We start from the raw sequence: 22,920 nt of genomic DNA, 5'->3' as shown, positions 1-22,920 counted from the left end.
CGTCACCCGGTCAGAAGCCGTAACTGTGGATGGGTGCGAGCTGACCGGAGTGATGGGCTTCGATTACGAAACGCTCGTGGTCGACCAACTTCTCCGGGAGTTCGTCAACCGGCCACCACCGCAGATCTGCAGATTTCAACGGCTCCATCCGGCGTGGTTCACCCGACCACGTGCGGCATTCGTAGAAGAAGTCCACTCGATGATCCACCGGTTCGCTCCCGTCCGCGTGGCGGCGATGCAACACGGTCAGCGGCTTCAGTTCCGAGGAAAGCAATTCGACACCAAGTTCTTCCGCAGCCTCCCGAACGGCAGCGTCGATCGCCGACTCCCCCAGTTCGACGTGGCCCGCAGCAGCGTGAGCCCAGTATCCGTCCATGAATCCCGTGCCCTCGCGCAATTGCAGCAGCACCTCGCGCCGTTGTACCGGGTTGCTTCGACAGAACATCACGTACACCGCTGGTACCAGCGCAAATTGATCGGCCACACGACCACGCTATCGTGCGCGTGAAATGACGGCGCCCCGCGAGAACAAGCTCGCGGGGCGTCGTCGACGATCTGCTGGATCAGTTCACGTCGAACCGGTCGAGGTCCATCACCTTGGTCCAGGCTGCGGCGAAGTCCTCGGCGAACTTCTGCTTGGCGTCTGCGCTGGCGTACACCTCGGCGAGTGCACGCAGTTGCGAATTCGATCCGAAAACGAGATCGACCGCAGTTGCCGTGTACTTCGGATCGCCCGTCACGCGATCAACGCCGTCGTATACGTTTTCGTCCGTCTTCGACGGCTTCCACTCGGTACCCATGTCGAGAAGGTTGACGAAGAAATCGTTGGTCAACGTCTCGGGACGATCGGTGAACACGCCGTGACGGGTATTGCCGAAGTTCGCGTTCAGCGCGCGAAGTCCGCCGACCAGCACTGTCACCTCGGGCGGGGTCAGCGACAGCATGTACGCGCGGTCGACCAACAGAATCTCTGCCGGAATCTTCTCGCCTCCCTTGAGGTAGTTCCGGAATCCGTCGGCCCGGGGTTCGAGTACCTCGAACGAGTCGACGTCTGTCTGCTCCTGCGTTGCATCCGTTCGGCCCGGCGTGAACGAGACCGTGATGTCCTGTCCGGCGTTCTTCGCAGCCTGTTCGACGGCCGCTGTACCACCCAGAACGATCAGGTCGGCGAGAGAAACCTTTGCTCCACCAGCCTGGTTGAAGTCCTGCTGAACACGCTCGAGAGTCTGAAGCACCGCGGAGAGAGCTGCAGGCTCGTTGACTTCCCAATTCTTCTGCGGCTCCAGTCGGATTCGCGCACCGTTGGCGCCGCCGCGCATGTCCGTGCTGCGGAAGCTCGCGGCAGACGCCCACGCCGTCGATACCAACTGCGAAATGGACAGCCCGGAGTCGAGAAGTCGACTCTTGAGGATCGCGATGTCTGCGTCCCCGATCAGTTGATCATCGGCCGAGGGAACCGGGTCCTGCCACAGCTGCGGCTCGGGAACCCAAGGTCCCAGGTAGCGCGTGACCGGTCCCATGTCACGGTGAAGGAGCTTGTACCAAGCCTTGGCGAACTCTTCGGCGAATTCTTCCGGATGATCGAGCCAGCGCCGGGTGATCTTCTCGTACGTCGGATCCAGGCGTAGGGACAGGTCGGTCGTCAGCATCGTCGGGGTGCGTCCGGCCGACGAATCGAACGGATCCGGGATGGTGCCCGCCCCCGCGCCGTCCTTCGGAATCCACTGCCACGCACCCGCCGGACTCTTGGTCAGCTCCCAGTCGTAGCCGTACAGAATCTCCAAGAAGGTGTTGTCCCACTTCGTCGGAGTGGGAGTCCACACGACTTCGAGACCACTGGTGATCGCGTCCTTACCCACACCCGTGCCGAAGGCACTCTTCCAGCCCAGTCCCTGCTGCTCGATGGGAGCACCTTCCGGCTCCGGTCCGACGAGGTCGGCCGGTCCGGCTCCGTGCGTCTTGCCGAAGGTGTGACCGCCGGCGATCAGCGCAGCTGTCTCCACGTCGTTCATCGCCATGCGGGCGAACGTTTCTCGGATGTCGCGGGCGGCCGCTACCGGATCCGGTTGCCCGTTGGGTCCTTCGGGATTGACGTAGATCAGGCCCATCTGCACGGCTCCGAGCGGTCCGGACAGCTCACGGTCTCCGCTGTAACGCTCGTCGCCGAGCCAGGTGTCCTCGGGACCCCAGTAGATCTCCTCGGGCTCCCAGATGTCTTCTCGGCCGAATCCGAAGCCGAAGGTCTTGAACCCCATCGACTCCAGGGCACAGTTGCCCGCGAACACCAGCAGGTCGGCCCAGGAAACCTGCTTTCCGTACTTCTGCTTCACGGGCCAAAGCAGGCGCCGGGCCTTGTCGAGGCTGGCGTTGTCCGGCCAACTGTTGAGCGGGGCGAAACGCTGAGCACCTTGGCCGCCACCGCCGCGGCCGTCTGCAATGCGATAGGTGCCGGCAGCATGCCAGCTCATACGCACGAAGAGTCCGCCGTAGTGCCCGTAGTCGGCCGGCCACCAATCCTGCGACGCCGTCATCAACGCGATGACGTCGCGCTTTAGCGCCTCGACATCGAGCTTGGCGAATTCCTGGGCGTAATCGAAGTCGGCACCCATCGGATTCGACTTCGACGAATGTGAATGCAAGACAGAGAGATCCGGCTGATTCGGCCACCAGTCGCTGTTTGTTCTCGGACGATTCCCGGTAGGCGTCGGAGACGGGATTGCGGGGTTTTCACTTTCGCTGGTGCTCTCGGTGTTTCCGTCGTGAGCAACCGGGCAACTATCGGACACGATAATCCCTCCATGAGCGAGTAGAACGGACTTCGATCACGTTTGTGATCGCAAACTCTGAGTTGTCGAGCAGTCGGGACACAGGCCCCAGTAAATGACCTCGGCTTCGTCGAGAACGAAACCGTTGTGCGCCGACGGCGTCAAACACGGTGCCTCTCCGACTGCGCAGTCGACATCTGAAACGACCCCACAGGACCGGCAGACGACGTGAAGATGGTTGTCGCCGACGCGTGACTCGTACAGCGCCACCGATCCGGACGGTTGGATCCGCCTGATCAGCCCGGCGTCGGTGAGAGCGTGCAACACGTCGTAGACCGCCTGCCGCGACACCCCAGGCAGAACAGCCCGCACAGCATCGAAGACAGTCTCGGTGGCTGCGTGTGGGCGTGCATGCACAACCTCGAGCACCGTGACTCTGGGACGAGTCACGCGAAGCTCAGCGTTACGCAGTTGGGCTGCATAATCCGGCGTCGAAGGCACCTTTCCACTATTGCGCAATCTTCTGGACTGAACCCAGACTTTCGCGAAAATCATCGCTGACAGGGCCCTCCCGCCCGATTCGTCCGTGCTGGAAGTGAGCCGGATTCCTCGCTCTTTCTGGCGTCCCCACACCGCCTTCAGGTTTGTTGCGCGTCGACGCGTCCTGCTGTGTGGTTCCACAAACTCCGACAATCTCCCCTTCGTCCAACTACCGTGAAAGGGAGAATCCGCCGAGGTCAGGAGTGCTCGTGCCCAAACTGGAGATCAAGAGGAAGTCAGAACTCTCACGGCAGGAAGTCGCCGACCGACTCATCGCCCTCGGCCAAGCCCTCGCCAGTGGATCGGAAGTGGAGCTGGGGTCGGGTGGGGACTCGATCGAAATCAGTGTTCCGGAACAGGTTCGGTGGGAACTCGAGATCGAAGTCGACGGCAACGAAGTCGAGATAGAAATCGAGATTCACTGGCGCGACGACCCTCAGGAAGAATCGGAAGAGAAGTCTCCGCCTCGCACCAAAGCAGTTCGTCGCAGCCGACCACGCAAGAGCACTTCCACATAGGCCGACTCGAATACGGTTGTTCGGCACTTACGGAGACGTCGACACCTCGAGAGACACGACGCGCAGCAGTGCTCGGAGGTCACTTTCGATCCGTCGAAACAGTTGATACACAACGATGAATCCGGCGATCCCGCCCAAACACAGCGCACGGACTGTTGCGTTGAGTTCCTCACCGGCACCCGAACCGACAAAACTGAGCCCCGCGATTCCCACCAGGGGAACCGACGCCGCGACTGCGAGGTAACGCGTGCTGCTCCGACCCAGTGAGCGAATATCGCGTCCGTCGTCGCTTCGTAACTCGCCGTGCGACAACAAGATCGGATACAGACATCGAACCGAGTAATACGTCAGGATGAAGAACGGATACGCGACTGCGACGGCGCCGCACACCGCCAGCGACGACATCAGGTGCACGTAGGCTCGCTGCGGAATTCCGCCGGCGGCAATCTGCAATGCGACCGGATATGCGATACCGGCCAGAACCCACAGCCCGAATGCGATCACCACCGCGCGATGTCCGACATTCAGCGTCGCGGTACGCGCTTTGTTCAAGACCTCCGCGCTGTACGTCTGACCGTTGCGCAGTCCGTGAGGCACGGTGAGTGCAAGCCGACACCAATACAGGATCGCTGCGGCACCGAGAGAGAACGCAGCCACCCCGATGACCAGATGAACCTGCTCGAGATGCTGCTGAGCCTGCGGCGAGAGACCCGAGATGATCAGCATCTTGTTGTAGTAGTAGTTGTAGCCCGCCGCAAGAAGATTCGGAATTCCGATCGCGGCAAGCACTATCGGCAGCGCCCACTTCCACAACGTCGAACGTGGACTCCCTTCCGGTGGGTCCACCAGATTGCGAGCAGACCGGTCCAGACACAGTGCGAACTGACGAGCCAACTTTCGGCCGCCAGACCACCTTCCGTCTCTCTCCGGCGAGAGAGACTTGACCAGAACTCGGCGCAGCGCCGGCGGACAGTCGTCCGGTAGCCGTGCCTCGGCTGCGGGATCCACCCCGCGCCGGCGGGCCTCGAGCGCCTTCTTGGGCGACGGTGGGCTCTCCCCCGTACCGTCGTCCGTGAAAGGCCTACTCCCGGTGAGGAGTTCCCACAACATCACGCCCAGTGCATAGATGTCGCTACGGGTGTCGAGTGTGCCAGGCGCCCCCACCGCACAGGCCTCCAATTGCTCCGGAGACATGTAGGCAAGCGAGCCTCCGACAAAACATGCAGCGTCCTCGGTCGAGACCTCCTCACTCGAGCTGACGTTGAAGTCGGCGAGCTTGGGGATGCCTTCGACGCTGAGCAGGACATTCGCCGGCTTGATGTCCCGATGTAATACGCCGTGCTCACGCGCATACTCGAGGGCATCGGCCAGTCGCATCCCCATCCAGGCCACGGTCTCCGGCCACGACATCGCAGCGATCTCGCTCCTCAGGCTCGTCTCGCTGGGCTTCATCTCTCCCTTCTTCGCCAGGGTCTTGTCGATGGCGTCGAGAAGTAGTTGTCCGGACCGCTGCGCCTGCGGTGTCACGCGGACAAGTTTGACCACGTCGAGCAGGGTCCCACCCGGCACGTATTCCATGAACAGGACTCGCAGTGCGCGTTCCTCGAGCAACCGTTGATCGAAGACCCGGACGATGTTGGGATGGTCGAGCTGGGCGAGAGTCTGCGGCTCGACTCCGACGTTGCGCGAGATTTTCAACGCAACCCACCGCTGCATCGAGAGTTGCCGAGCGAGGAACACTCGGGCGAATGCGCCGTGCCCGAGTTCCAACACCAGCTCGAAATCGTCCAGGTGCTGCCCGATTTCGAACTCGTCGAAACCCGAGAGTCCCAACATCATCACGTCTTCGCGACCGGCCATCGAATCACGGTCGAACATCTGCTCGAAACTCTCTGCCTGCAAGGGAAACTCGCTGAGGTACTCGGCTGCTGCGACGTCCTCCCCACCCTGCTTCCGCAGCCGGAACTCCTCGTACAGGAGCTCGGCCGGTAATGGTTCTTCGAGTAATTCGGGATACTCGGCACAGTAATCCGTGAGCCGTTTCGGGCAATCATTTTTCAGCCAGCGGTACTCCATGTCGATTCCGACCAATTCGATCAGCGCCGCCCGACGAATCTTGGCTGGATCAGGCAGATAGTCGCTCAGGTCGGACGGGGTTCGTCCCTCCTCCCAATCCGCCACAAGGCGGCCGAGGCCGTCTGCACCGTTCTGGCCGTCACGCATCACCGGCAGCGTTGAGGGGCGCAACTCGGTGACGGTGCCCCGTTCGGTCAGGGGCCCGCTCGCGATTGTCGCGTCACTGGCCTGCGCACCACGTTCATTCATGACACTTCTGTTCCGCACCTCGATCACAATGAATCGGAGTGACTCACTTCAGCGTAACCCCGGTGGTACTCCAGACCCCAGCGAATCTATTCGGCGTGAACTGCCGACTCCGTGCCGATGCGAACGAGTTCGTCGCGCTCTTTGATTTTGATCCGATCACGCCCATGCTTCACACCGAGGGCACGTTCGGCGGCATCGATGCGAAGCCATCCGTCCCAATCGACGGGCACCACTCTGCCGGCCCTGAGGACCTCCGCGATACGGCCGTGGCCGGCTCGACGCTCGTATGCCGAATCCAACTGTCGCAGCAAGGTTTCGACGGTTTGGCGTGCATCAGGCCGAGCCGCACCGATCAGCCCGGCGGCACCTCGCTTCATCCAGCCCGTCACGAACAAACCTGCGATCGGCGAGCCGCTCTCGTCGACCGCTGCGCCGCCCTGGTGCGCAACATTGCCGCGTCCGTGATCGAAAGGCACCCCGGCAAGTGGCGTCCCGAGAAATCCGATTGCCCGGTACACAGCTTGAACCGGATAGTCGGTACAGATACCCGAAGCGGTGACGTGACCGTATCCGTCCGGGACTGTCCGCTCGACGCGGAGTGCCTCGACTTTCCCGTTGCCGAGAATCTGCGCCGGCTGTCGGTAGAAGTGCAGGTGAACTCGACGCTGGGCAGTTCGGTCGGCAGGCGCAGTGTCCGCGAAACCACGGAGTGTCTCGACTGCCAGTCGGGTGTGCACCAACTGTTTGGTCATCCGCTCGACATGCCGGTCCGGTACGACATCGACAGAATCGACGACAACATCTACGCCGGGTAGTTCACCGAGAGCGCGCAACTCGTTCGGGGAGAAGCGAGCGTCGGCTGGTCCGCGCCGGACAAAGATGTGTACTTCGCGAACTCGACTGCCGGCGATCCCTTCCCGAACTTGGTCGGAGACGTCCGTGGCCTGCAGCGATTGCGCCTCGGCGAGGAGCATACGGGTGACGTCGAGTGCGACGTTGCCACCTCCGATCACTGCGACCGATTCCGCGTTCAGCGGCCACTGCGGCGAGCTGTCCGGGTGATCGTTGTACCAACCGACAAACTCGGCGCCACCGAAAGAACCTGGAAGCTCGACGCCGAGAATGTCGAGAGGTGCATCCCGCGGCGCACCGGTTGCAATGATCACGGCATCGTAGGACGAACGTAGGTCATCGACGGAAAGGTCCTTTCCGATCTCCACGTTGCAGAACAGCCGGAACTCACTGGCGACCAGCGTGGTGTGCAGAGAATGGGCGAACTTTTCGGACTCGGGGTGCCCTGGTGCGAGACCGTAGCGCACCAGTCCGTACGGCGTCGGTAGACGCTCGAACACGTCTGTCTTGGTGCCGGGCGCGAGTTCGGCGAGAGCGCCGGCGGCGTGGATTCCCGCCGGCCCCGCTCCGACGATCGCGACACTGAGCGGTGGTGAGAAGAATCGGGGCGCCGCAGGCGGGGATACCGCTGGACCTCTGGCGTTGATCATCCCCCGAGGCTAGGACCTCAACTGCGCTGGAGATCAAGTCCGCTTTCAGCAGCCCGCTTTTCAGTAACCTTGCTCTGCAGGCTTGTGCTCGGTTGTGTAGCGGTAGAAGTCCGCTAGTTGGAGTTCGCCGGCAGCTGCCTCGTCGACTATGACGGTCACGTGTGGATGCAGCTGCAGCACCGACGCCGGGCAGAATGCCGAGACCGGACCTTCGACCGCGGCCCGGACGGCGGGCGCTTTGCGGGCGCCGTCCGCGATCAGGACGAGATGCCTTGCATCACTGATGGTTCCGAGCCCTTGCGTGATCACATGATGCGGTACGTCGGCTGGGTCTGCGAAGAACCGTGCATTGTCGGCGCGGGTCCTCTCGGTCAAGGTCTTCACTCGGGTGCGCGATGCAAGCGAGGAGGAGGGCTCGTTGAAACCGATGTGTCCGTTCAGGCCGATGCCGAGGATCTGCACGTCGATGGGACCGTTTTCGGCGATGGCAGCGTCGTAACGCCGGGCAGCGTCACTGGGATCCGCGGCCCCGCCGTCGGGGCTGAACACTCGCGCATTGTCGATGTCGAGGTGATCCACGAGTTCCGTGCGGATGGTGTGCGCGTAGGACTGCGGCTGATCGGACGTGAGACCTACATACTCGTCGAGAAGATACGCGCTCATCGCCGCGAACGACACTCCCGATTCTCGATGCCTCTTGATCAGCTCTCGATACGTGTGCAGCGGTGACGATCCGGTCGCGAGGCCGAGCGTCCGCGCTCCGTTTTCGATTGCGCCGCAAACGATATCGGCAGCGATTCGCCCGCCGTCCTCCGGACTGGGAACTATGACGATTTCCATTCAGACTTCCTCACTGCTCTTGCCGGCTCCGACGATGGCCTCACGTACCGAACCCGAAGCGCGGTCCAACAGTTCGGTTGCTTCGGCGAAGTCGCATTCGGCCAACAACATGACGACCGCTGCCTTCACATGACCATCGGCATTGTCGATGGTCTCCGCAGCGATCTCGGTATCGACTCCGGTGGCTGCCGCGACGATCCGGTTCGCACGATCGACAAGCTTGGCATTGGTCGGCCGAAGATCGACCATCAGATTGTGGAATGCCTTCCCGGAGCGAACCATACTCGCCGTGGAGAGCATGTTGCACACCATCTTCTGCGCAGTTCCGGCCTTGAGCCTCGTCGATCCGGTGAGGATTTCGGGGCCGGTCTCCACTTCGATGGCCACGCCGGCGTGAGAACTCATTGCCGCGTTCCGGTTGCACGAGACTGCCACTGTTGCAGCGCCGAGTTCGCGGGCGTGATCGAGTCCCCCGATGACGTAGGGGGTACGACCGCTGGCAGCCAGACCCACCACGACGTCGTTGGCGTTCAACGAGATTGCGTCGAGATCGACCCCAGCCGCTCGCGGATCGTCCTCTGCCCCCTCGACGGCGTTCAGAAACGCTCCAGGGCCACCGGCGATGATGCCGATCACCTCGCCCGGATCGGTCCCGAACGTCGGAGGGCATTCCACCGCGTCGAGAACTCCCAGACGCCCACTTGTCCCCGCTCCCAGGTAGATCAGTCGACCACCTTGTGCTCGGGCCGCGACGATCAAGTCGACTGCGGCTTCGATGGCGGGTAGTACCGCTGCCACCGCGCCGGCCACGATTGCGTCCTGTTGATTCATCACCGTCAGCAGACCCGACACCGACATGACATCGAGATCGCGGGTCAGAGGGTTGGGTCTCTCGGTGGAGAGCATTTCCAATTGCATTGTGGCGAGTCCTCCTCGATCGATATTCATTACGACGACTCCTCGTCAGTACTCACAGCGACGACTCCTCGTCAGTGCCGCTTCGAAGCAATGGCATCATGGCTTCGTTGCAGAGCAGAGAGTGCGCTGGGCAGCGAGTGCGCCACCATCGCAAAAATTGTGTCGACTACCAACAGCTGACCGGTGCGGCTTGCCATCGCAGCCGATCGGAAACCGAATTCTCTACCGGCAGTGAGCAGAACGTGATGTGACTGCACGGCGAGCGTCGATCGTGCCCCTCCGGTGATCGCAGCCGTCGACGCCCCGGTTCGACGCGCAAGGGCAAGTGGTTCCACGACATCCGAAGTCTCACCCGAATGTGAGATCCCCACTGCGATGTCGTCCGGTCCGAGCAAGCTGGCGCTGACCATGGCCGCGTCTCGGTCGAGATGAACCCGGCAGTTGACGTCGATGCGAGAGAGCTTCAACGTGAGGTCTTGCGCGACGATGCCAGAGGCGCCGATGCCGTAGACCTCGACGCGGCGGGCGGATCGAATCCGGGACACAACTTCTTCGAGCGCAGCAGGATCTGTCAATTGCGCCGTGCCCTTGAGTTGTTCGGATTCGAACTCGGCGAGCTTGGCCATCACCTCACCGGCCGAGTCGGCAGCAACGATGTCCACACCGAGCGGAATCGTGTTCTCTGTACCGGACCCGCTGATCGCCGCCAGCGCGAGACGAAGCTGTGGATAACCCTCGAAACCGAGTCGTTTGGCTGTACGGACCACTGTCGCCGTGCTTGTCGACGCTCGTTCGGCGAGGTCGTTGACCGTCAGGGTGGAGGCCAGACTGGGGTCGGCTTCGATGATTTCGGCGATCCGCAGCTCGGCAGGCGAGAGGCTACTCAGTGATGCACGAATACGAGCAAGCAGGTCGACGGACGCCGGAGCACTCCGGTCCAAAGTCATAACGCCTCGATTCGCATCGTTTTCGGAGCTGACGGCACCGATGTGATTCTAGGCAGCCCACGGCTTCCTGGCGTCAGAGATCCGAGCACACTGGCGTGACGCGCACCGGTGCACGAAGCAATGCTTCCAGGCAATCCGTGTGCGGTGAGATAGCCGAGAACCGCGAAAGCCAATGCTTCCTTGATGTCGGAAGTGACGCCGAGCTCGTCCGAAGAGACAAGCGCGATGTCGCCCAGTTCGTCACGGAGCATCGCCATCAACGTCGGGTTCTTGGTGCCACCGCCTGACACCACCACTTCGGTAGCCGCCAGCGCTTTGACGGAATCGGCGACGGTCCGGGCGGTCAGTGCAGTCAGTGTCGCGACGATGTCGGCCAGAGACAAGGATTCGTAGCCCCGCAGTGCGGCGAGTAGGTAGTCCCGATGGAACAATTCCTTGCCTGTGCTCTTGGGAGCGGGCTGCGCGTAATACGGTTCGCTCAGTAGTTGTGCGAGCAGATCGACGTTCGGTGTGCCGGCTGCGCCCAGAGCACCTCCGAGATCGAACCACTGCTCCCCCGCGGTGAATTCGCTTACCGCAGCGTCGATCAACGCATTTGCGGGGCCGGTGTCGAAGGCAATCGGTACTGCGGCACCTTCTGCCGTCGATGTCGGGGCGCCTCCCGGAGCAGTGACGTTCGCGATGCCACCGAGATTGAGCGCGACGGAACCCGAAGTTCTTCCGTTGAGCCACAATACGTCGAACGCACTGACCAGTGGTGCACCCTGACCACCCGTCGCCACGTCGCGAGAGCGCAGGTCCGACACGACCGTGCATCCGGTCTTCTCGGCTATCCAGGCCGGCTGCCCGAGCTGAAGAGTGCCTTTTACTTGCGCTCCTTCGACCCAGTGGAACATCGTCTGACCATGTGAGGAGATCAATTCCGCACTGCCACCGCACAGTTCCTCATTCGCCCGCGCAGCCACGGCCGCAAATGCCTGTCCGATCTCGGTGTCGAGTTGGCAGATCTGACCGACAGTGGTGGACGCCGGCGGTACCGCAGCCGCCACCGCTGCCCGCAACTCACCGGAATACGGTTCGCTGACCATGCCCAGTGGGGTGAGCACAAGAGTGTCCCCGTCGATCCGGATGTCTGCTGCGGCAGCATCGATAGCGTCGTACGAAGTACCGGACATCAGACCGATGACTCTCATGAAATATCCCTTACTCGCATCGTTTCGGCGTTCGGAAGAACTGCGGTCAGTCGACGAGTGCCCGCTTGTGGGCATTCCCTCGCAAGGTACTCAAGGCGATCGCGCTGACGGCGCATGTTGCCATCACGAAGTAGGCCGGAATATCGAGATTGGACGTTTCCTTGATCAACCACGTGATGATCAGACCGGCGCAGCCCGAAAAGACCGCGTTGGACAGGGAGTATGCGAGTCCCAATCCGGTGTACCGGACCGAGGTGGGGAACATCTCGGAGAGCATGGCGGGTCCTGGTCCGGCAACAAGTCCCACTGCGGCGCCGGCGGCAAACACTGCAAATCCCTTGGCTGTCAGAGACGTCTGCTCGTTCTGCAGGACGTTGAGCAGCGGCAGAGCCAAGACCAGAATTATCACGGTGCCGGTGAGCATGACCGCGCGTCGTCCGATGCGATCGCTGAGTCCACCCGCGATCGGAATGGTCACCGCGAAGCCCGCATTGGCGAGCACGGAAGCAACAAGTGCCTGATGGAAAGTCGCGTTGAGTGAACTCTGAAGATAAGTCGGCATCACGACGAGGAACGTGTAACCGGCAGCAGACCACCCCATCAACCGCCCGATTCCGAGCAGAATCGCCTTGGCTGTCTCTCCGACAGTCGGCTGCACTACCGGCGCATCAGCTGTCGGTTCGGACTGGACTGATCGAGCACGCTCGAACGACGGCGTTTCTTCGAGCCGGAGCCTGAGCCACAGGGCAACCAGCCCCATCGGCAGTGCAAGGAGGAACGGAATGCGCCAGCCCCAGTCACTGAGCTGTGACGGGTCGAGGACAGTGGCGAGGAGTGCTGCGATCCCCGCACCGGCGAGCAGTCCGAGTGCGACGGTGAACGACTGCCACGAGCCGTACAGCCCACGTCGTCCGGGCGGAGCGAACTCGGTCATCACCGACACTGCACCGCCGAACTCACCACCGGCCGACAATCCCTGCAGAATTCGAAGGACCGTCAAGAGAAGCGGTGCCAGAATTCCGACGCTCTCGTAGGTGGGGAGCACACCGATCAGGGTCGTCGCAGCCGACATCAGCAGAAGAACGATCACCAGGGTGGGACGTCGGCCGATGCGGTCACCGAGTCGACCGAACAGCGCGGCCCCCACTGGGCGGAAGAAAAACGCCAACGCAAACGACGCGTAGGTCTTGATCAGGCTTTCGAGGTCGCCGGAGCCGTCGGCGCTGAAGAAGTTCGACGCGATGATCGTCGCGAAGAACCCGTACACACCGAACTCGTACCACTCGATGAAATTTCCGACGGAGCCGGCGACGAGCGCCCTGCGCCGTTTGAGCTGCGCACCATCGTTCCGTGTCTGCACTGTGATGCCCATGCCGTCCTCCGTTGACGAAACCCGAATATGCAACAAAGTTTCATCTGAACGGAGTAGAAATGTCAAGAAGTTTCACAATTGGATTTTTGCTACGCCCGGAAGCCTTATGCTCCCGCGAACGTGAATGCCTCCGCCCGTTCGAACTGGTCAGTGGAGTCACCGGAATAGACGGTGCTCTCGTTCGGTCCGAGTCCGAGCTTTCGGACGGGTGTCCCTTCCGCGAGATCCATCGACGCCACGTCCACCCAGAAGGTATTGGGCGTCATCGCCGACTCGAAGAAATAGAGCGTGCGTTTGTGATCGACGACGGTGCGCCAACGGGTCGATGAGATGTTGGGCTCATCGGGAGTCGAAATTCCCAGGGGCACCGACACATTCCGAATAACACTGAAGGTGGACGCCAACGCCGCCCGCGGATCGTCCGTCTGCGGTATCGCATCGACATAAAACGACGCCCGAGCGAATCTGTCAGCGGCACGGTTTGTTCCGGGCAGCATGACGGTCCCGTTGATCTGCTTCCAGTACTCGTTGACGGCGAGTTGCTGATCGAAGATCGGCGAATTGGTCATCACCTGGTACTCACGGCTGTGATGAATCGTCGGGCGTCCACCGACGTACTCGATGATCGCGCTGTCTCCCCCGGCGTCCGAGAGCGACATGTGCAGCGTTGCGAGGCGGTCTTCGCCGGGAACGGCAGCGGTCACTACCGTGAACGGTTCCGACGCGAGCACTTCGACCGCTTCCTGAACTGTCGCAAAGCGATCCAGGACGTATTGCGCCCACGCCGCGATCGACAATCCCGGGGTCGAACCGTCATACGTCGGGTACTCGGACTCGACCAACCACAAAAGATTGGCAGACAGCCCAGCCTCGTTGACCCCGTCGGTCGTGCACATGTCGTAGGCCGTCGCGACAACACTTCCGTATTTCGACGTCCACTGTATCGAGTTCGGACCTGCACAGCCCTCTCTGGTCATGCCGCGCGGGAATGCCCAGAGGTTTGTTCCGAGGTCGACCTTCCAATCCATCGATCGAGCAGTGATCACAGTGTCGTTGGGCCCCAAGTAGACCAAGCGTGTACACATCGAAAGCTATCCCTTCGTTACGGCGTGACGATATTGAAACTGGGATCGAAGGTATCGAGCAACCCTCCCAGCGTCTCGAGCGCTGATTCGTCTCCGTCGAGCGAAATCTGCCCGGCCTTGGCCAGTTCGGCGGCCGCGCCCGGTTGAAGAAGCGCTCCCACGAGCGCCGCCTTCGGGCCCGAGACCGTCAGTTGTGTGTTCGGTGACGCGCCCTTACGTGCGTTGAGGACGCCGCGCTTGACCCACGCAGTCCATGCCTCGTCGCCGCGATCGGTGAACACGAAATCGATCCGCAGTTCCGCGTCGGTGGCCTTGTCGCCGATGAGATGTATTGCAACGAAGTCGAAGAGGATGTCGATGGGCATCGCGAGGACACTGTCCTGACTTGCCGTGACGTACGGGGCAGGCTGGGCGCCCTCGCGTAGTTCCAATGCGGCCGAGAGATAGATCCCACGCCACTGCGGCCCTTCGGCTTGATAGCCCATCTGCTCGTAGACGTCGGCTTGCAGGTTCCTCGCTTCGGCGTTCTCCGGTTGCGCGAACACCAACTTGTGCAGGATCTCTGCCGCCCATCGGTAGTCCGCGGCGTCGAATGCCCGCTTACCCTCGTCCAGGATCTTCTGCGCGCCAAGGAGATCGACGAACCTCTTCGCCGATTCGACCGGCGGATGAGGATGAAGCGACACCGGATCGCCGTCCCACATTCCCAGTTCCTTGGTGTACACGGCGCGAACGTCGTGGTGCAGAGTGCCGTGATATCCGCGGTTGTACCACTTGCGCCCGAGTTCGTCCGGTAGTTCGATCACCTCGGCAGCTTCGAGCGGCGTGTACCCCTTGTTCGCGAGACGGAGTGCCTGGTCGTGAATGTACTTGTAAGTGTCCCTTTGCGATTCGATGAACGGCACCAGGTTCTCGTTACCCCACACCGGCCACGTGTGCGGTCCGTAGTGAACAGCCGCGTCGTCTCCCCACCGCTCGAGAGTCTCGTCCAGATACCGCGCGAAGTTCCGAGCGTCGCGAGTGCGCGCACCTCTTAAGGTCTGGATGTTGTGGAGCGAATGATTGGCATTCTCCGCACAGGTCAGCGCGGCGAGTTCGGGGATCCAGATGTGCATTTCCTCCGGGGCCTCGGTATCCGGCGCGTAGAGGAACTCGAATTCCAGACCGGCTATCTCACGCTTCGTTCCGGTCTCCGTGATGCTGTCAGTGGGGGAAATATACGAGACAAGTGGACCTTTCGTGCTGATCGTGCCGATGCCGCAGGTAACCATCCCTTTGGCATCGAGATCGAGCAATCCACCGAAGGCGTAGAAGGACCGTCTCGCCATGGCATTTCCGGCGACGACGTTTTCCCCGATCGCGAACTTGTCGAACGACGCGATCGTGCCCGGTGCGATGATCGGAACTCGCCCGGACGTCACGTCGTCCAGATCGACGATCCCTTTGACTCCGCCGTAGTGGTCGATGTGGGTGTGCGTGTAGATGATCGCCGAAACTGGCTTGTCGCTGACGTGCTCACGAATCATCTTCATACCCTGGCGCGCCGATTCGACCCCCGCCATACAGTCGATGACGATCAGTCCCTCGCCACCTTCGACAACCGTCAAATTTGCCAGGTCGTTGTTCCGTACCTGGTAAAGGCGATCCGTCACCTGATACAGACCACCTCGGCGCATCAGTTGTCCTTGACGCCACAGGCTCGGATTGACTGTCTCCGGCGCGGCAACATCGTCACCGAGGTATGCCATCGCATCGGGATCGAAGACCGTATGCCCGTCATCGGCGACAACCTTGCCCGGCAACGGAGCGATCAATCCTCGATCCGCGTCGGCAAAATCCTGCCGGTCGTCCATGGCATACCGTGCGACTGCCTCGCGATTCGCCGTGACTGTGGCCGGTGTTGCGTCCTTAGGTGTCTGGCACATGGCACTCCCCGCTCGGATACGACGATCTGATACCCCATCATCTGTATCGGTTGGGCACGCGCTTGGAATCACCCGCGCAGGGTGAAGCTCCCACGAACACGCGAGGTGATCAGCCGGGGAGTTCCTCGGAATTCCGAGATGCGAGTGCAATCACCAGGACCGCGATCCCACATCCGGCAACCAGGATCCATCCCGACCTCGATGCCTGCGCGACATCCACCGATGCACTGCCGCCGATGATGCCACCGGCCAGCGCAACACCGAGAGCAGCACCGAATTGGCGTGCACTGGAGGTTATTCCACCAGCAAGCCCCGCCTGCGATCTCGGCAACCCGTTGACGGCGGTGTTGGTGATCGGGGCATTCGAGAATCCGAATCCGATACCGAGGAACAGGTAAGCGGCCAAGAGCATCGGAATCGCCGTGTTGTTGTCGAGCGAGACCAGGCACAGCCCGCCGAGTGTCGTGAAGCTACCAGCAATGAGTAGCGGCCGCCGCGGGCCGAAGCGTCCGACGAGTATTCCGGACAACGGCGCGCAGACCGTTGCCGCAACAGCCATCGGAAGGGTGATCGCGCCGGCCAGTGCCGGACTCATTCCGCGGGAGTGCTGCAAGTAGAACGTGCCGAGCAGTAGCGTCACGTTCAACGCCACGAACACCACGACAGCGCCGACCACAGCCGACGAGAACGTTCTGCGGCGAAAGAGTGCCAGATCCATCAGTGGCTCGCGCTTGCGTGATTCGACGCGGATGAATGCGGCCAACGCTGCAGCAACAAAGACGTACCCTGCCGTCGCCGCGGCAGAGAACCATCCGATTCGCGGACCCTCTATCAGAAGGGCGACCGCCCCGCCGACAAGAATCACCAGTAGCAACTGACCGGGAAGATCGAGTCGTCGCGACTGCTGCGCTCGGGACTCCGGTACAAACACAGCAGTCAGGGCGAGCACGGCCAAGATCACGGGCGCGTTGATCCAGAAAACCGATCGCCAGCCGAAACTTTCGATGAGCACGCCGCCGACGATCGGACCTGCCGCCATACTCAGACCGAAGACCGCGGCCCACACCCCGATTGCCTTGGCCCGCTCCTTCGGGTCGGTCATCACGTTGACGACGATCGCCAAGGCAACCGGACTGAGCATCGACCCGCCGACGCCTTGGACGATCCGCGCCGCGATCAACATCTCGACGGACGGAGCGAGCGCGCAGGCAATCGACGCCACCCCGAAAACCACCAGACCGATCTGAAAGACTCGTCTCCTGCCGAAACGATCGGCCACTGCTCCGGACGAGATCAGCAAGCTCGCCAGGACGAGTGTGTATGCGTTGACGACCCATTCCAGACCACGGGTTCCCACGCGAAATCCCTCACCGATCGTCGGCAGGGCCACGTTGACGATGGTGGTGTCCAACCCGACGACGAACAGGCTCGTGCAGCAGATCGCCAGGATGCCCCATCGCCGCCGTGCATCAAGTCCGATCACTTGCGGTTCGATCCCGCTCGAAGGTTTCATGGTCGGACTCCATCTCTCGAAGTGCTCTGCCGTACTCGACTGTCGAAAGGATCGTTGCTCTCCAGCGTCCGAAGTCGGTAAGAATTTTGCGGAAACTGCAAAGATGGACGGCATGGATGCTGAATTCGAGCAGTTGATCACCGATATCGGACCGAGACTGCGCACGCTCCGACGCGATCGCGGATTGACCCTCGAGGGCCTGTCCGAAGCCACCGGCATCTCTGTCAGCGCACTCTCACGCCTCGAATCGGGGAAGCGTCGTCCCACCCTCGATCTGCTGTTGCCGCTTGCCCGAGCGCACCGGGTCGCGCTGGACCAACTCGTCGGCGCCCCCGCTACGGGCGATCCTCGGGTCCATCTCACCCCGAGCCGACGCAAGAACGGCAGTGCCGTCGTTCCGTTGACGCGCTATCCCGGCCGCGTGCAGGTCTTCAAGCAAGTGATCGGTCCGCGTCCACCGAAGCTGGTCACCCACGCCGGCTACGAATGGCTCTACGTCCTCGCCGGGGATCTGCGTCTCATCCTGGGGGCGAACGAGGTTCTCCTACACCCCGGGGAAGTCGCGGAGTTCGACACTGCCGAGCCCCACTGGTTCGGGCCTGCCGATGAACAGGTGGTGGAAATCTTGCATCTTTTCGGCCCGCAAGGCGAGAAGGCACATGTGCGCACGAAGGCAAAAACTACTACTGCACAAGACCTGGTTCCCGAAAGTTAGTTCACTGCATGCGTTTTCAATCGGTTCGACAGTGTGTGAGCGTGCTCGAGGAGCAGCGTTCCCAACTCGGCATGACGCGCGGGCCGGAAGCGTGTTTCCACTCCGGTCAGGCTCAGCGCCCAGGCCGGGCGACCGTTGCGATCGAACACCGCGGCACCCATCCCCCAGCTTCCCTCGACGATGAGGGCTGGATTGACCGCGTACCCGGTGACACGCGTCGACTCGATTCGCTCACGGATCGATGTCTCACTGTGGATCTCACCCCATTCCGAATCCAGATTCACCCGGGCGAAATAGTCGTCGACGTCCCGCGTCGGTAAATGGCTCAAGATGGCAAGCCCCGCCGACGCGACCCCCAACGGGAACCGCTTCCCCTCGTGCAGCACGTGAGATCGCAGTGGAAAACTACCTTCCTGACTCAGGATGCAGACGGTCTCGTCACCTCGGCGTGCCGACAGGAAGGCGCTCTCCCCCGTGACCCGGGCAAGTTCGTCGACGACGTCGCGAGCCCGGTCGGTGATGTCGTACCGATTTCCGGCCGCCGCCCCCAGGAGGTACAACTCCGGGCCGAGAGACCATCGACCGGTTCGTGCGTCACGGTCGACCAGTCCTTCGGCAGCCAGGGACGTGAGCAGTCGGTGCGCAGTGGGCCGAGCGAGGCCGGTGACCTTGCCCAATTCCGTGGTGGAAGTGCCCGTTGGTTCGGACGCGCCGAGGGCTCGCAGAAGTGCAGCCACCCGCGCGACCATGGCCGGCGATTGCCCGTGAGTTGGCATGCAGCCATCCTAGCGTCCATTCAATGAACGAAATTCCTTCAGACGATCAGTAGTCGATCAGTTCTCGGTTGATGTTCGAGATTCCTTGAACCTGTGAACTGGAGATAGTTCACTAGATATCGAAGTGAGTGAGTGTCTACTCAATGAACGCTTGGCAGGGAGAGAACATGACAGCAAAGGTGTACGAGTCCGCAGCGGAGGCGGTCGCCGACATCGTCGACGGCGCAACGCTGGCCGTCGGCGGATTCGGCTTGTGCGGCATCCCCGACGTGTTGATCGACGCGATCGCAGCTACGAGTGCAACCGACCTCGAGGTGTTCTCCAACAACTGCGGCGTCGACGATCACGGTCTCGGAATCTTGCTGAGCGCCGGACGTATCCGACGGGTGACCGCGTCGTACGTCGGTGAGAACAAGGAGTTCGCCCGGCAGTACCTGGCCGGCGAACTCGAAGTGGAACTGACGCCGCAGGGCACGCTCGCCGAGCGTCTGCGCGCCGGCGGAACCGGAATCCCCGCATTCTTCACACCGGCCGGAGTGGGTAGCCCCATCTCCGACGGCGGAATGCCATGGCGCTACGACGCCGACGGCTCGATCGCTATTGCATCGCCTCCGAAGGAGACTCGCGTCTTCGGAACCAAGCGTTACGTGATGGAAGAGGCGATCAACGCCGACTACGCACTCGTGCACGCCGTTCTCGGTGACACCGACGGCAACCTGGTGTTCGACAAGACCGCGATGAACTTCAACCCGCTCGCCGCGATGGCGGGACGGGTCACCATCGCGCAGGTGGAACGTCTGGTCGAGCCCGGTGAAATCGACCCGGCATCGGTGCACCTGCCCGGAGTCTTCGTGCAGAGAATTGTGCACACCGGCCCTCAGAACAAGCGAATCGAAAAGCGAACCGTCAGCGCTTCGGAAGGAACCTCACGATGACCGCACCAGTGACAGTGACGGGTTGGACGCGCCAGCAGATGGCAGCGCGGGCGGCTGCAGAGATGATCGACGGGGAGTACGTCAATCTCGGAATCGGCCTTCCCACACTGATTCCCGGATACCTGGGCTCGGACGTTCGTGTGGTCCTGCACTCGGAGAACGGAATTCTCGGCACCGGACCGTATCCCACCGAGGACCACGTCGATCCTGACCTCATCAACGCCGGCAAAGAGACCGTGACCGTCAATCCCGGTGCAGCATATTTTGATTCGGCCCTCTCGTTCGGGATGATCCGCGGCGGCCACATCGACACCGCAGTCCTCGGCGGTATGCAGGTGTCGAAGACGGGCGACCTCGCAAACTGGATGGTCCCCGGGAAGATGGTCAAGGGCATGGGCGGCGCGATGGACCTGGTCCACGGAGCCCGACGCGTCATCGTCGTCATGGAGCACAACGACCGCGACGGCAACCCCAAGATCGTTGACGCCTGCACCCTGCCGCTCACCGGCCAGGGCGTGGTGAATCGGATCATCACCAACCTCGCCGTCATCGACGTGAGCGAAGAAGGTCCACTCGTCCTGCGTGAACTCGCCCCCGATGTCAGCGTCGAAGACGTAGTCGCCGCAACCGGCACCGAACTGAAAGTTGAACTGGCATGACCGACACGACCACTGTGATTGTTGCGGGAGCTCGTACCCCGATGGGTCGACTCCTCGGATCGTTGAAAGACCTCTCCGGGTCCGACCTCGGCGGCATCGCCATCAAAGGCGCCCTCGACAAGTCCTCAGTCGCCCCCGAACAGGTCGACTACGTCATCATGGGACAGGTCCTCACCGCCGGCGCCGGCCAGATGCCCGCCCGCCAAGCCGCCGTCGCCGCCGGCATCCCCATGAACGTCCCCGCCCTGAGCATCAACAAAGTGTGCCTCTCCGGCATCGACGCCATCGCCCTCGCCGACCAACTCATCCGCGCCGGCGAATTCGACATCGTCGTCGCCGGCGGGCAGGAATCGATGTCCCGCGCACCCCACATGCTCGAAAAAAGCCGCGAAGGCTTCAAATACGGCGACGTCACCCTCCGCGACCACATGGCCTACGACGGCCTCCACGACATCTTCACCGACCAGGCCATGGGCCTGCTCACCGAACAAGTCAACCAACAAGAAACCGCCCACATCACCCGCGCCGAGCAGGACGCCTTCGCCGCCGCCTCACACCAGAACGCGGCCCGCGCCTGGAAAGACGGCCTCTTCGACAACGAAGTCGTCCCCGTCTCCATCCCCCAACGCAAGGGCGAGCCCATCGTCTTCGCCCAGGACGAAGGCATCCGCGCCGACACCACCACCGAATCCCTCGGCAAACTGCGTCCCGCGTTCAGCAAGGACGGCACCATCACCGCCGGCTCCGCCTCCCCGATCTCCGACGGCGCCGCCGCCGTGATCGTGATGAGCAAAACCAAAGCCGAAGAACTCGGCCTGACCTGGATCGCGGAAATCGGCGCCCACGGCGTCGTCGCCGGACCCGACTCCACCCTCCAGTCCCAACCCGCCCGGGCCATCGCCAAAGCCTGCGCGAAGGAAGGCATCGACCCCACCGACCTCGACCTCGTCGAAATCAACGAAGCATTCGCCGCCGTCGGGATCGCCTCCACCCGCGAACTCGGCCTCGACCCCGCCAAGGTCAACGTCAACGGCGGCGCCATCGCCGTCGGCCACCCCCTCGGCATGTCCGGCGCCCGCATCGCCCTGCACCTCGCCCTCGAACTGCAACGCCGCGGCGGCGGCATCGGCGCAGCCGCACTCTGCGGCGGCGGCGGACAAGGCGACGCACTCATCGTCCGCGTCCCCAAGGCCTGATTACTTCCTGCTGACCAGACAGGTCGCCGAGCCCTCATCATGCTCGGCGACCTGTCTGTTTCGTGCCGAAGGTTATTGGTGATCGAGCGTCGTCGAGCGGTTACGCAGCAACGTCTCGATCTCCGATCGCCGGTACCTCCGATGCCCGCCAAGCGTTCTCAGAGTGCCGACTTTGCCCTCCCTCGCCCATCTGGACACCGTGGTCCTGTCGACGTGGAACAGTGCTGCAACCTGTTTGGTCGTCAGCCACTCGTCGACAGGTGCTGTGTGCTCTTCTTCTCGGCTCATTGGCAGTCATTCGTAGCTGCCGACTGAAGGGATGGGTCCGACGATGAATTGGCAACCCCTGGCGTGCTGTGAAAGACTCGCTGCAAAACTTTACTATTCCTTGGGGAAATAATGTCGAAGTCGGTAACTCTGATCCGTTCCACGTCACTCTCTTCGGTGGCTGAATATGCCTATGCAGCAACGGCTCCCGCCGATGCACGACTGATCTTCCTGGCCGGATCCTGCCCGTTGAACGAGGACGGCTCCACTGCCGCCATCGGTGACTACGCAGGACAGGCAGCCAAGGCCGTCGACAACCTGAGAACAGCTCTCTCGGACGCGGGCGCGTCCATCACCGACGTGATCAACACCCGCGTCCTGGTGGCGTCGAGCAATCAAGCCGACCTGGTTGCGGCGTGGGAGGTAGTCCGCGACGCGTTCGGTGATCACGACGCCCCGAGCACTCTGATGGGTGTGACCGTTCTCGGTTACGACGATCAACTGGTCGAGATCGAGGCAATCGCGGCCGTCGTCGACTGAACTCGAACCGAACCGGGCGTCCCTACCGAGGATCTTCATGAGCAAGGGCCCGGTAGCCCTTTGCCCCCGCACGATCCACTGCGGCTCGCACAACAGCGAAGATGGCTCCCTGCAGGGCTGCGGCGATCAGGACTTCCTTGCTCGACCTGCTCAAGTCTTTGGGCTCGGGCGCATTCTTGTCGTCACCGATGCGCTTCCACACCTGCTGGAAGACAGCGCCGGCCAAGATGCCGCCCAGGACGCTGGTCGCCAGTGAGAGTGGCTTGTACATCGCTTTCGATACTGCGCTCATTGCGCGGATCCTCCGTGGTTCGATACGTACCGCCTGAGCGGGCTGACCGACTCTCACTACCCAGCAGGCGAGGTGTCGAAACATTGCACCGGCAAGG

Annotated in this window: 22 protein-coding genes; 6 read left to right on the top strand and 16 right to left on the bottom strand. The window is 62.1% G+C overall.

Features of this window, described 5'->3' with window-relative positions; all coding sequences use genetic code 11:
- Positions 1–10: 10 nt before the first annotated feature.
- The 3 genes from BH682_RS06025 to BH682_RS06015 all read right to left on the bottom strand — a co-directional run bounded on the left by BH682_RS06025 (position 11) and on the right by BH682_RS06015 (position 3,266).
- Positions 11–484 (bottom strand): NUDIX hydrolase, encoded by a 474-nt coding sequence (locus BH682_RS06025; RefSeq protein ID WP_003941446.1) that lies wholly within the window; start codon positions 482–484, stop codon positions 11–13.
- A 79-nt stretch (positions 485–563) separates the two neighbouring features.
- The gene (katG, locus tag BH682_RS06020) at positions 564–2,786 is read right to left on the bottom strand and encodes a catalase/peroxidase HPI (protein ID WP_003941458.1); all 2,223 of its coding nucleotides are present in this window, start codon (positions 2,784–2,786) and stop codon (positions 564–566) included.
- A 36-nt stretch (positions 2,787–2,822) separates the two neighbouring features.
- Positions 2,823–3,266: a Fur family transcriptional regulator gene (locus tag BH682_RS06015; protein WP_075835169.1), complete on the bottom strand. Its 444-nt coding sequence runs from the start codon at positions 3,264–3,266 to the stop codon at positions 2,823–2,825.
- Positions 3,267–3,514: 248 nt separating this feature from the next.
- On the opposite strand from BH682_RS06015, the gene BH682_RS06010 reads away from it, so the two are divergent.
- On the top strand, positions 3,515–3,823 hold the full coding sequence (locus tag BH682_RS06010; RefSeq protein WP_037129603.1) for an amphi-Trp domain-containing protein: 309 nt from the start codon (positions 3,515–3,517) through the stop codon (positions 3,821–3,823).
- 27 nt (positions 3,824–3,850) lie between these two features.
- On the opposite strand, the gene BH682_RS06005 is transcribed toward BH682_RS06010, so the two are convergent.
- From BH682_RS06005 to BH682_RS05960, 10 genes are all read right to left on the bottom strand, one after another.
- The gene (locus BH682_RS06005) at positions 3,851–6,148 is read right to left on the bottom strand and encodes a serine/threonine-protein kinase (RefSeq protein WP_075832426.1); all 2,298 of its coding nucleotides are present in this window, start codon (positions 6,146–6,148) and stop codon (positions 3,851–3,853) included.
- Positions 6,149–6,234: 86 nt separating this feature from the next.
- On the bottom strand, positions 6,235–7,650 hold the full coding sequence (locus tag BH682_RS06000) for an FAD-dependent oxidoreductase (RefSeq protein WP_075832425.1): 1,416 nt from the start codon (positions 7,648–7,650) through the stop codon (positions 6,235–6,237).
- A gap of 60 nt (positions 7,651–7,710) precedes the next feature.
- Positions 7,711–8,490: a glucosamine-6-phosphate deaminase gene (gene nagB / locus BH682_RS05995; RefSeq protein ID WP_003941456.1), complete on the bottom strand. Its 780-nt coding sequence runs from the start codon at positions 8,488–8,490 to the stop codon at positions 7,711–7,713.
- The gene (murQ, locus tag BH682_RS05990) at positions 8,491–9,408 is read right to left on the bottom strand and encodes an N-acetylmuramic acid 6-phosphate etherase (protein WP_039972677.1); all 918 of its coding nucleotides are present in this window, start codon (positions 9,406–9,408) and stop codon (positions 8,491–8,493) included. It lies immediately after the preceding gene.
- A gap of 71 nt (positions 9,409–9,479) precedes the next feature.
- Entirely contained in the window at positions 9,480–10,355 is an 876-nt protein-coding gene (locus BH682_RS05985) for a MurR/RpiR family transcriptional regulator (protein WP_003941452.1), read from the bottom strand.
- Entirely contained in the window at positions 10,352–11,548 is a 1,197-nt protein-coding gene (locus tag BH682_RS05980; protein WP_075832423.1) for an anhydro-N-acetylmuramic acid kinase, read from the bottom strand. The genes BH682_RS05985 and BH682_RS05980 overlap by 4 nt, the downstream gene beginning before the upstream one ends.
- A 46-nt stretch (positions 11,549–11,594) precedes the next feature.
- Positions 11,595–12,920 (bottom strand): MFS transporter, encoded by a 1,326-nt coding sequence (locus tag BH682_RS05975; RefSeq protein WP_075832421.1) that lies wholly within the window; start codon positions 12,918–12,920, stop codon positions 11,595–11,597.
- 104 nt (positions 12,921–13,024) lie between these two features.
- On the bottom strand, positions 13,025–14,005 hold the full coding sequence (locus BH682_RS05970) for a linear amide C-N hydrolase (protein WP_064075789.1): 981 nt from the start codon (positions 14,003–14,005) through the stop codon (positions 13,025–13,027).
- A gap of 17 nt (positions 14,006–14,022) precedes the next feature.
- The gene (locus BH682_RS05965; protein WP_042452401.1) at positions 14,023–15,930 is read right to left on the bottom strand and encodes an alkyl/aryl-sulfatase; all 1,908 of its coding nucleotides are present in this window, start codon (positions 15,928–15,930) and stop codon (positions 14,023–14,025) included.
- A gap of 109 nt (positions 15,931–16,039) precedes the next feature.
- Entirely contained in the window at positions 16,040–17,443 is a 1,404-nt protein-coding gene (locus BH682_RS05960; protein ID WP_075832419.1) for an MFS transporter, read from the bottom strand.
- Positions 17,444–17,555: 112 nt separating this feature from the next.
- Between BH682_RS05960 and BH682_RS05955 the strand changes: the two genes are divergently transcribed.
- On the top strand, positions 17,556–18,158 hold the full coding sequence (locus BH682_RS05955) for a helix-turn-helix domain-containing protein (protein ID WP_064075792.1): 603 nt from the start codon (positions 17,556–17,558) through the stop codon (positions 18,156–18,158).
- Here the strand turns inward: BH682_RS05955 and BH682_RS05950 are convergent.
- Positions 18,155–18,934, bottom strand: coding sequence for an IclR family transcriptional regulator (locus tag BH682_RS05950; RefSeq protein WP_070160312.1), 780 nt, complete (start codon positions 18,932–18,934; stop codon positions 18,155–18,157). The genes BH682_RS05955 and BH682_RS05950 overlap by 4 nt on opposite strands.
- Before the next feature lie 167 nt (positions 18,935–19,101).
- Between BH682_RS05950 and BH682_RS05945 the strand changes: the two genes are divergently transcribed.
- From BH682_RS05945 to BH682_RS05935, 3 genes are read left to right on the top strand one after another with little or no spacing between them, the layout of a single operon-like run.
- A complete protein-coding gene (locus tag BH682_RS05945; protein ID WP_172403426.1) occupies positions 19,102–19,869 on the top strand; it encodes a CoA transferase subunit A in 768 nt (255 codons plus the stop codon).
- On the top strand, positions 19,866–20,528 hold the full coding sequence (locus BH682_RS05940) for a 3-oxoacid CoA-transferase subunit B (protein WP_075832417.1): 663 nt from the start codon (positions 19,866–19,868) through the stop codon (positions 20,526–20,528). The genes BH682_RS05945 and BH682_RS05940 overlap by 4 nt, the downstream gene beginning before the upstream one ends.
- Positions 20,525–21,724: an acetyl-CoA C-acetyltransferase gene (locus tag BH682_RS05935; RefSeq protein ID WP_065456052.1), complete on the top strand. Its 1,200-nt coding sequence runs from the start codon at positions 20,525–20,527 to the stop codon at positions 21,722–21,724. The genes BH682_RS05940 and BH682_RS05935 overlap by 4 nt, the downstream gene beginning before the upstream one ends.
- A 72-nt stretch (positions 21,725–21,796) precedes the next feature.
- Here BH682_RS05935 and BH682_RS05930 read toward each other — a convergent pair whose 3' ends face one another.
- Positions 21,797–22,012: a BldC family transcriptional regulator gene (locus BH682_RS05930; protein WP_003945782.1), complete on the bottom strand. Its 216-nt coding sequence runs from the start codon at positions 22,010–22,012 to the stop codon at positions 21,797–21,799.
- A 111-nt stretch (positions 22,013–22,123) separates the two neighbouring features.
- Between BH682_RS05930 and BH682_RS05925 the strand changes: the two genes are divergently transcribed.
- Complete coding sequence (locus tag BH682_RS05925; RefSeq protein ID WP_007734708.1) at positions 22,124–22,531, top strand: RidA family protein; 408 nt, start codon at positions 22,124–22,126, stop codon at positions 22,529–22,531.
- 22 nt (positions 22,532–22,553) lie between these two features.
- On the opposite strand, the gene BH682_RS05920 is transcribed toward BH682_RS05925, so the two are convergent.
- Entirely contained in the window at positions 22,554–22,823 is a 270-nt protein-coding gene (locus tag BH682_RS05920) for a DUF4235 domain-containing protein (protein WP_003945929.1), read from the bottom strand.
- Positions 22,824–22,920: the final 97 nt, after the last annotated feature.

Source organism: Rhodococcus sp. YL-1 (assembly GCF_001942025.1).
Classification (GTDB): domain Bacteria; phylum Actinomycetota; class Actinomycetes; order Mycobacteriales; family Mycobacteriaceae; genus Rhodococcus_F; species Rhodococcus_F qingshengii.
Note: the sequence above shows the minus strand (reverse complement) of the source record. Positions and strands in the feature narration are given on the sequence as shown.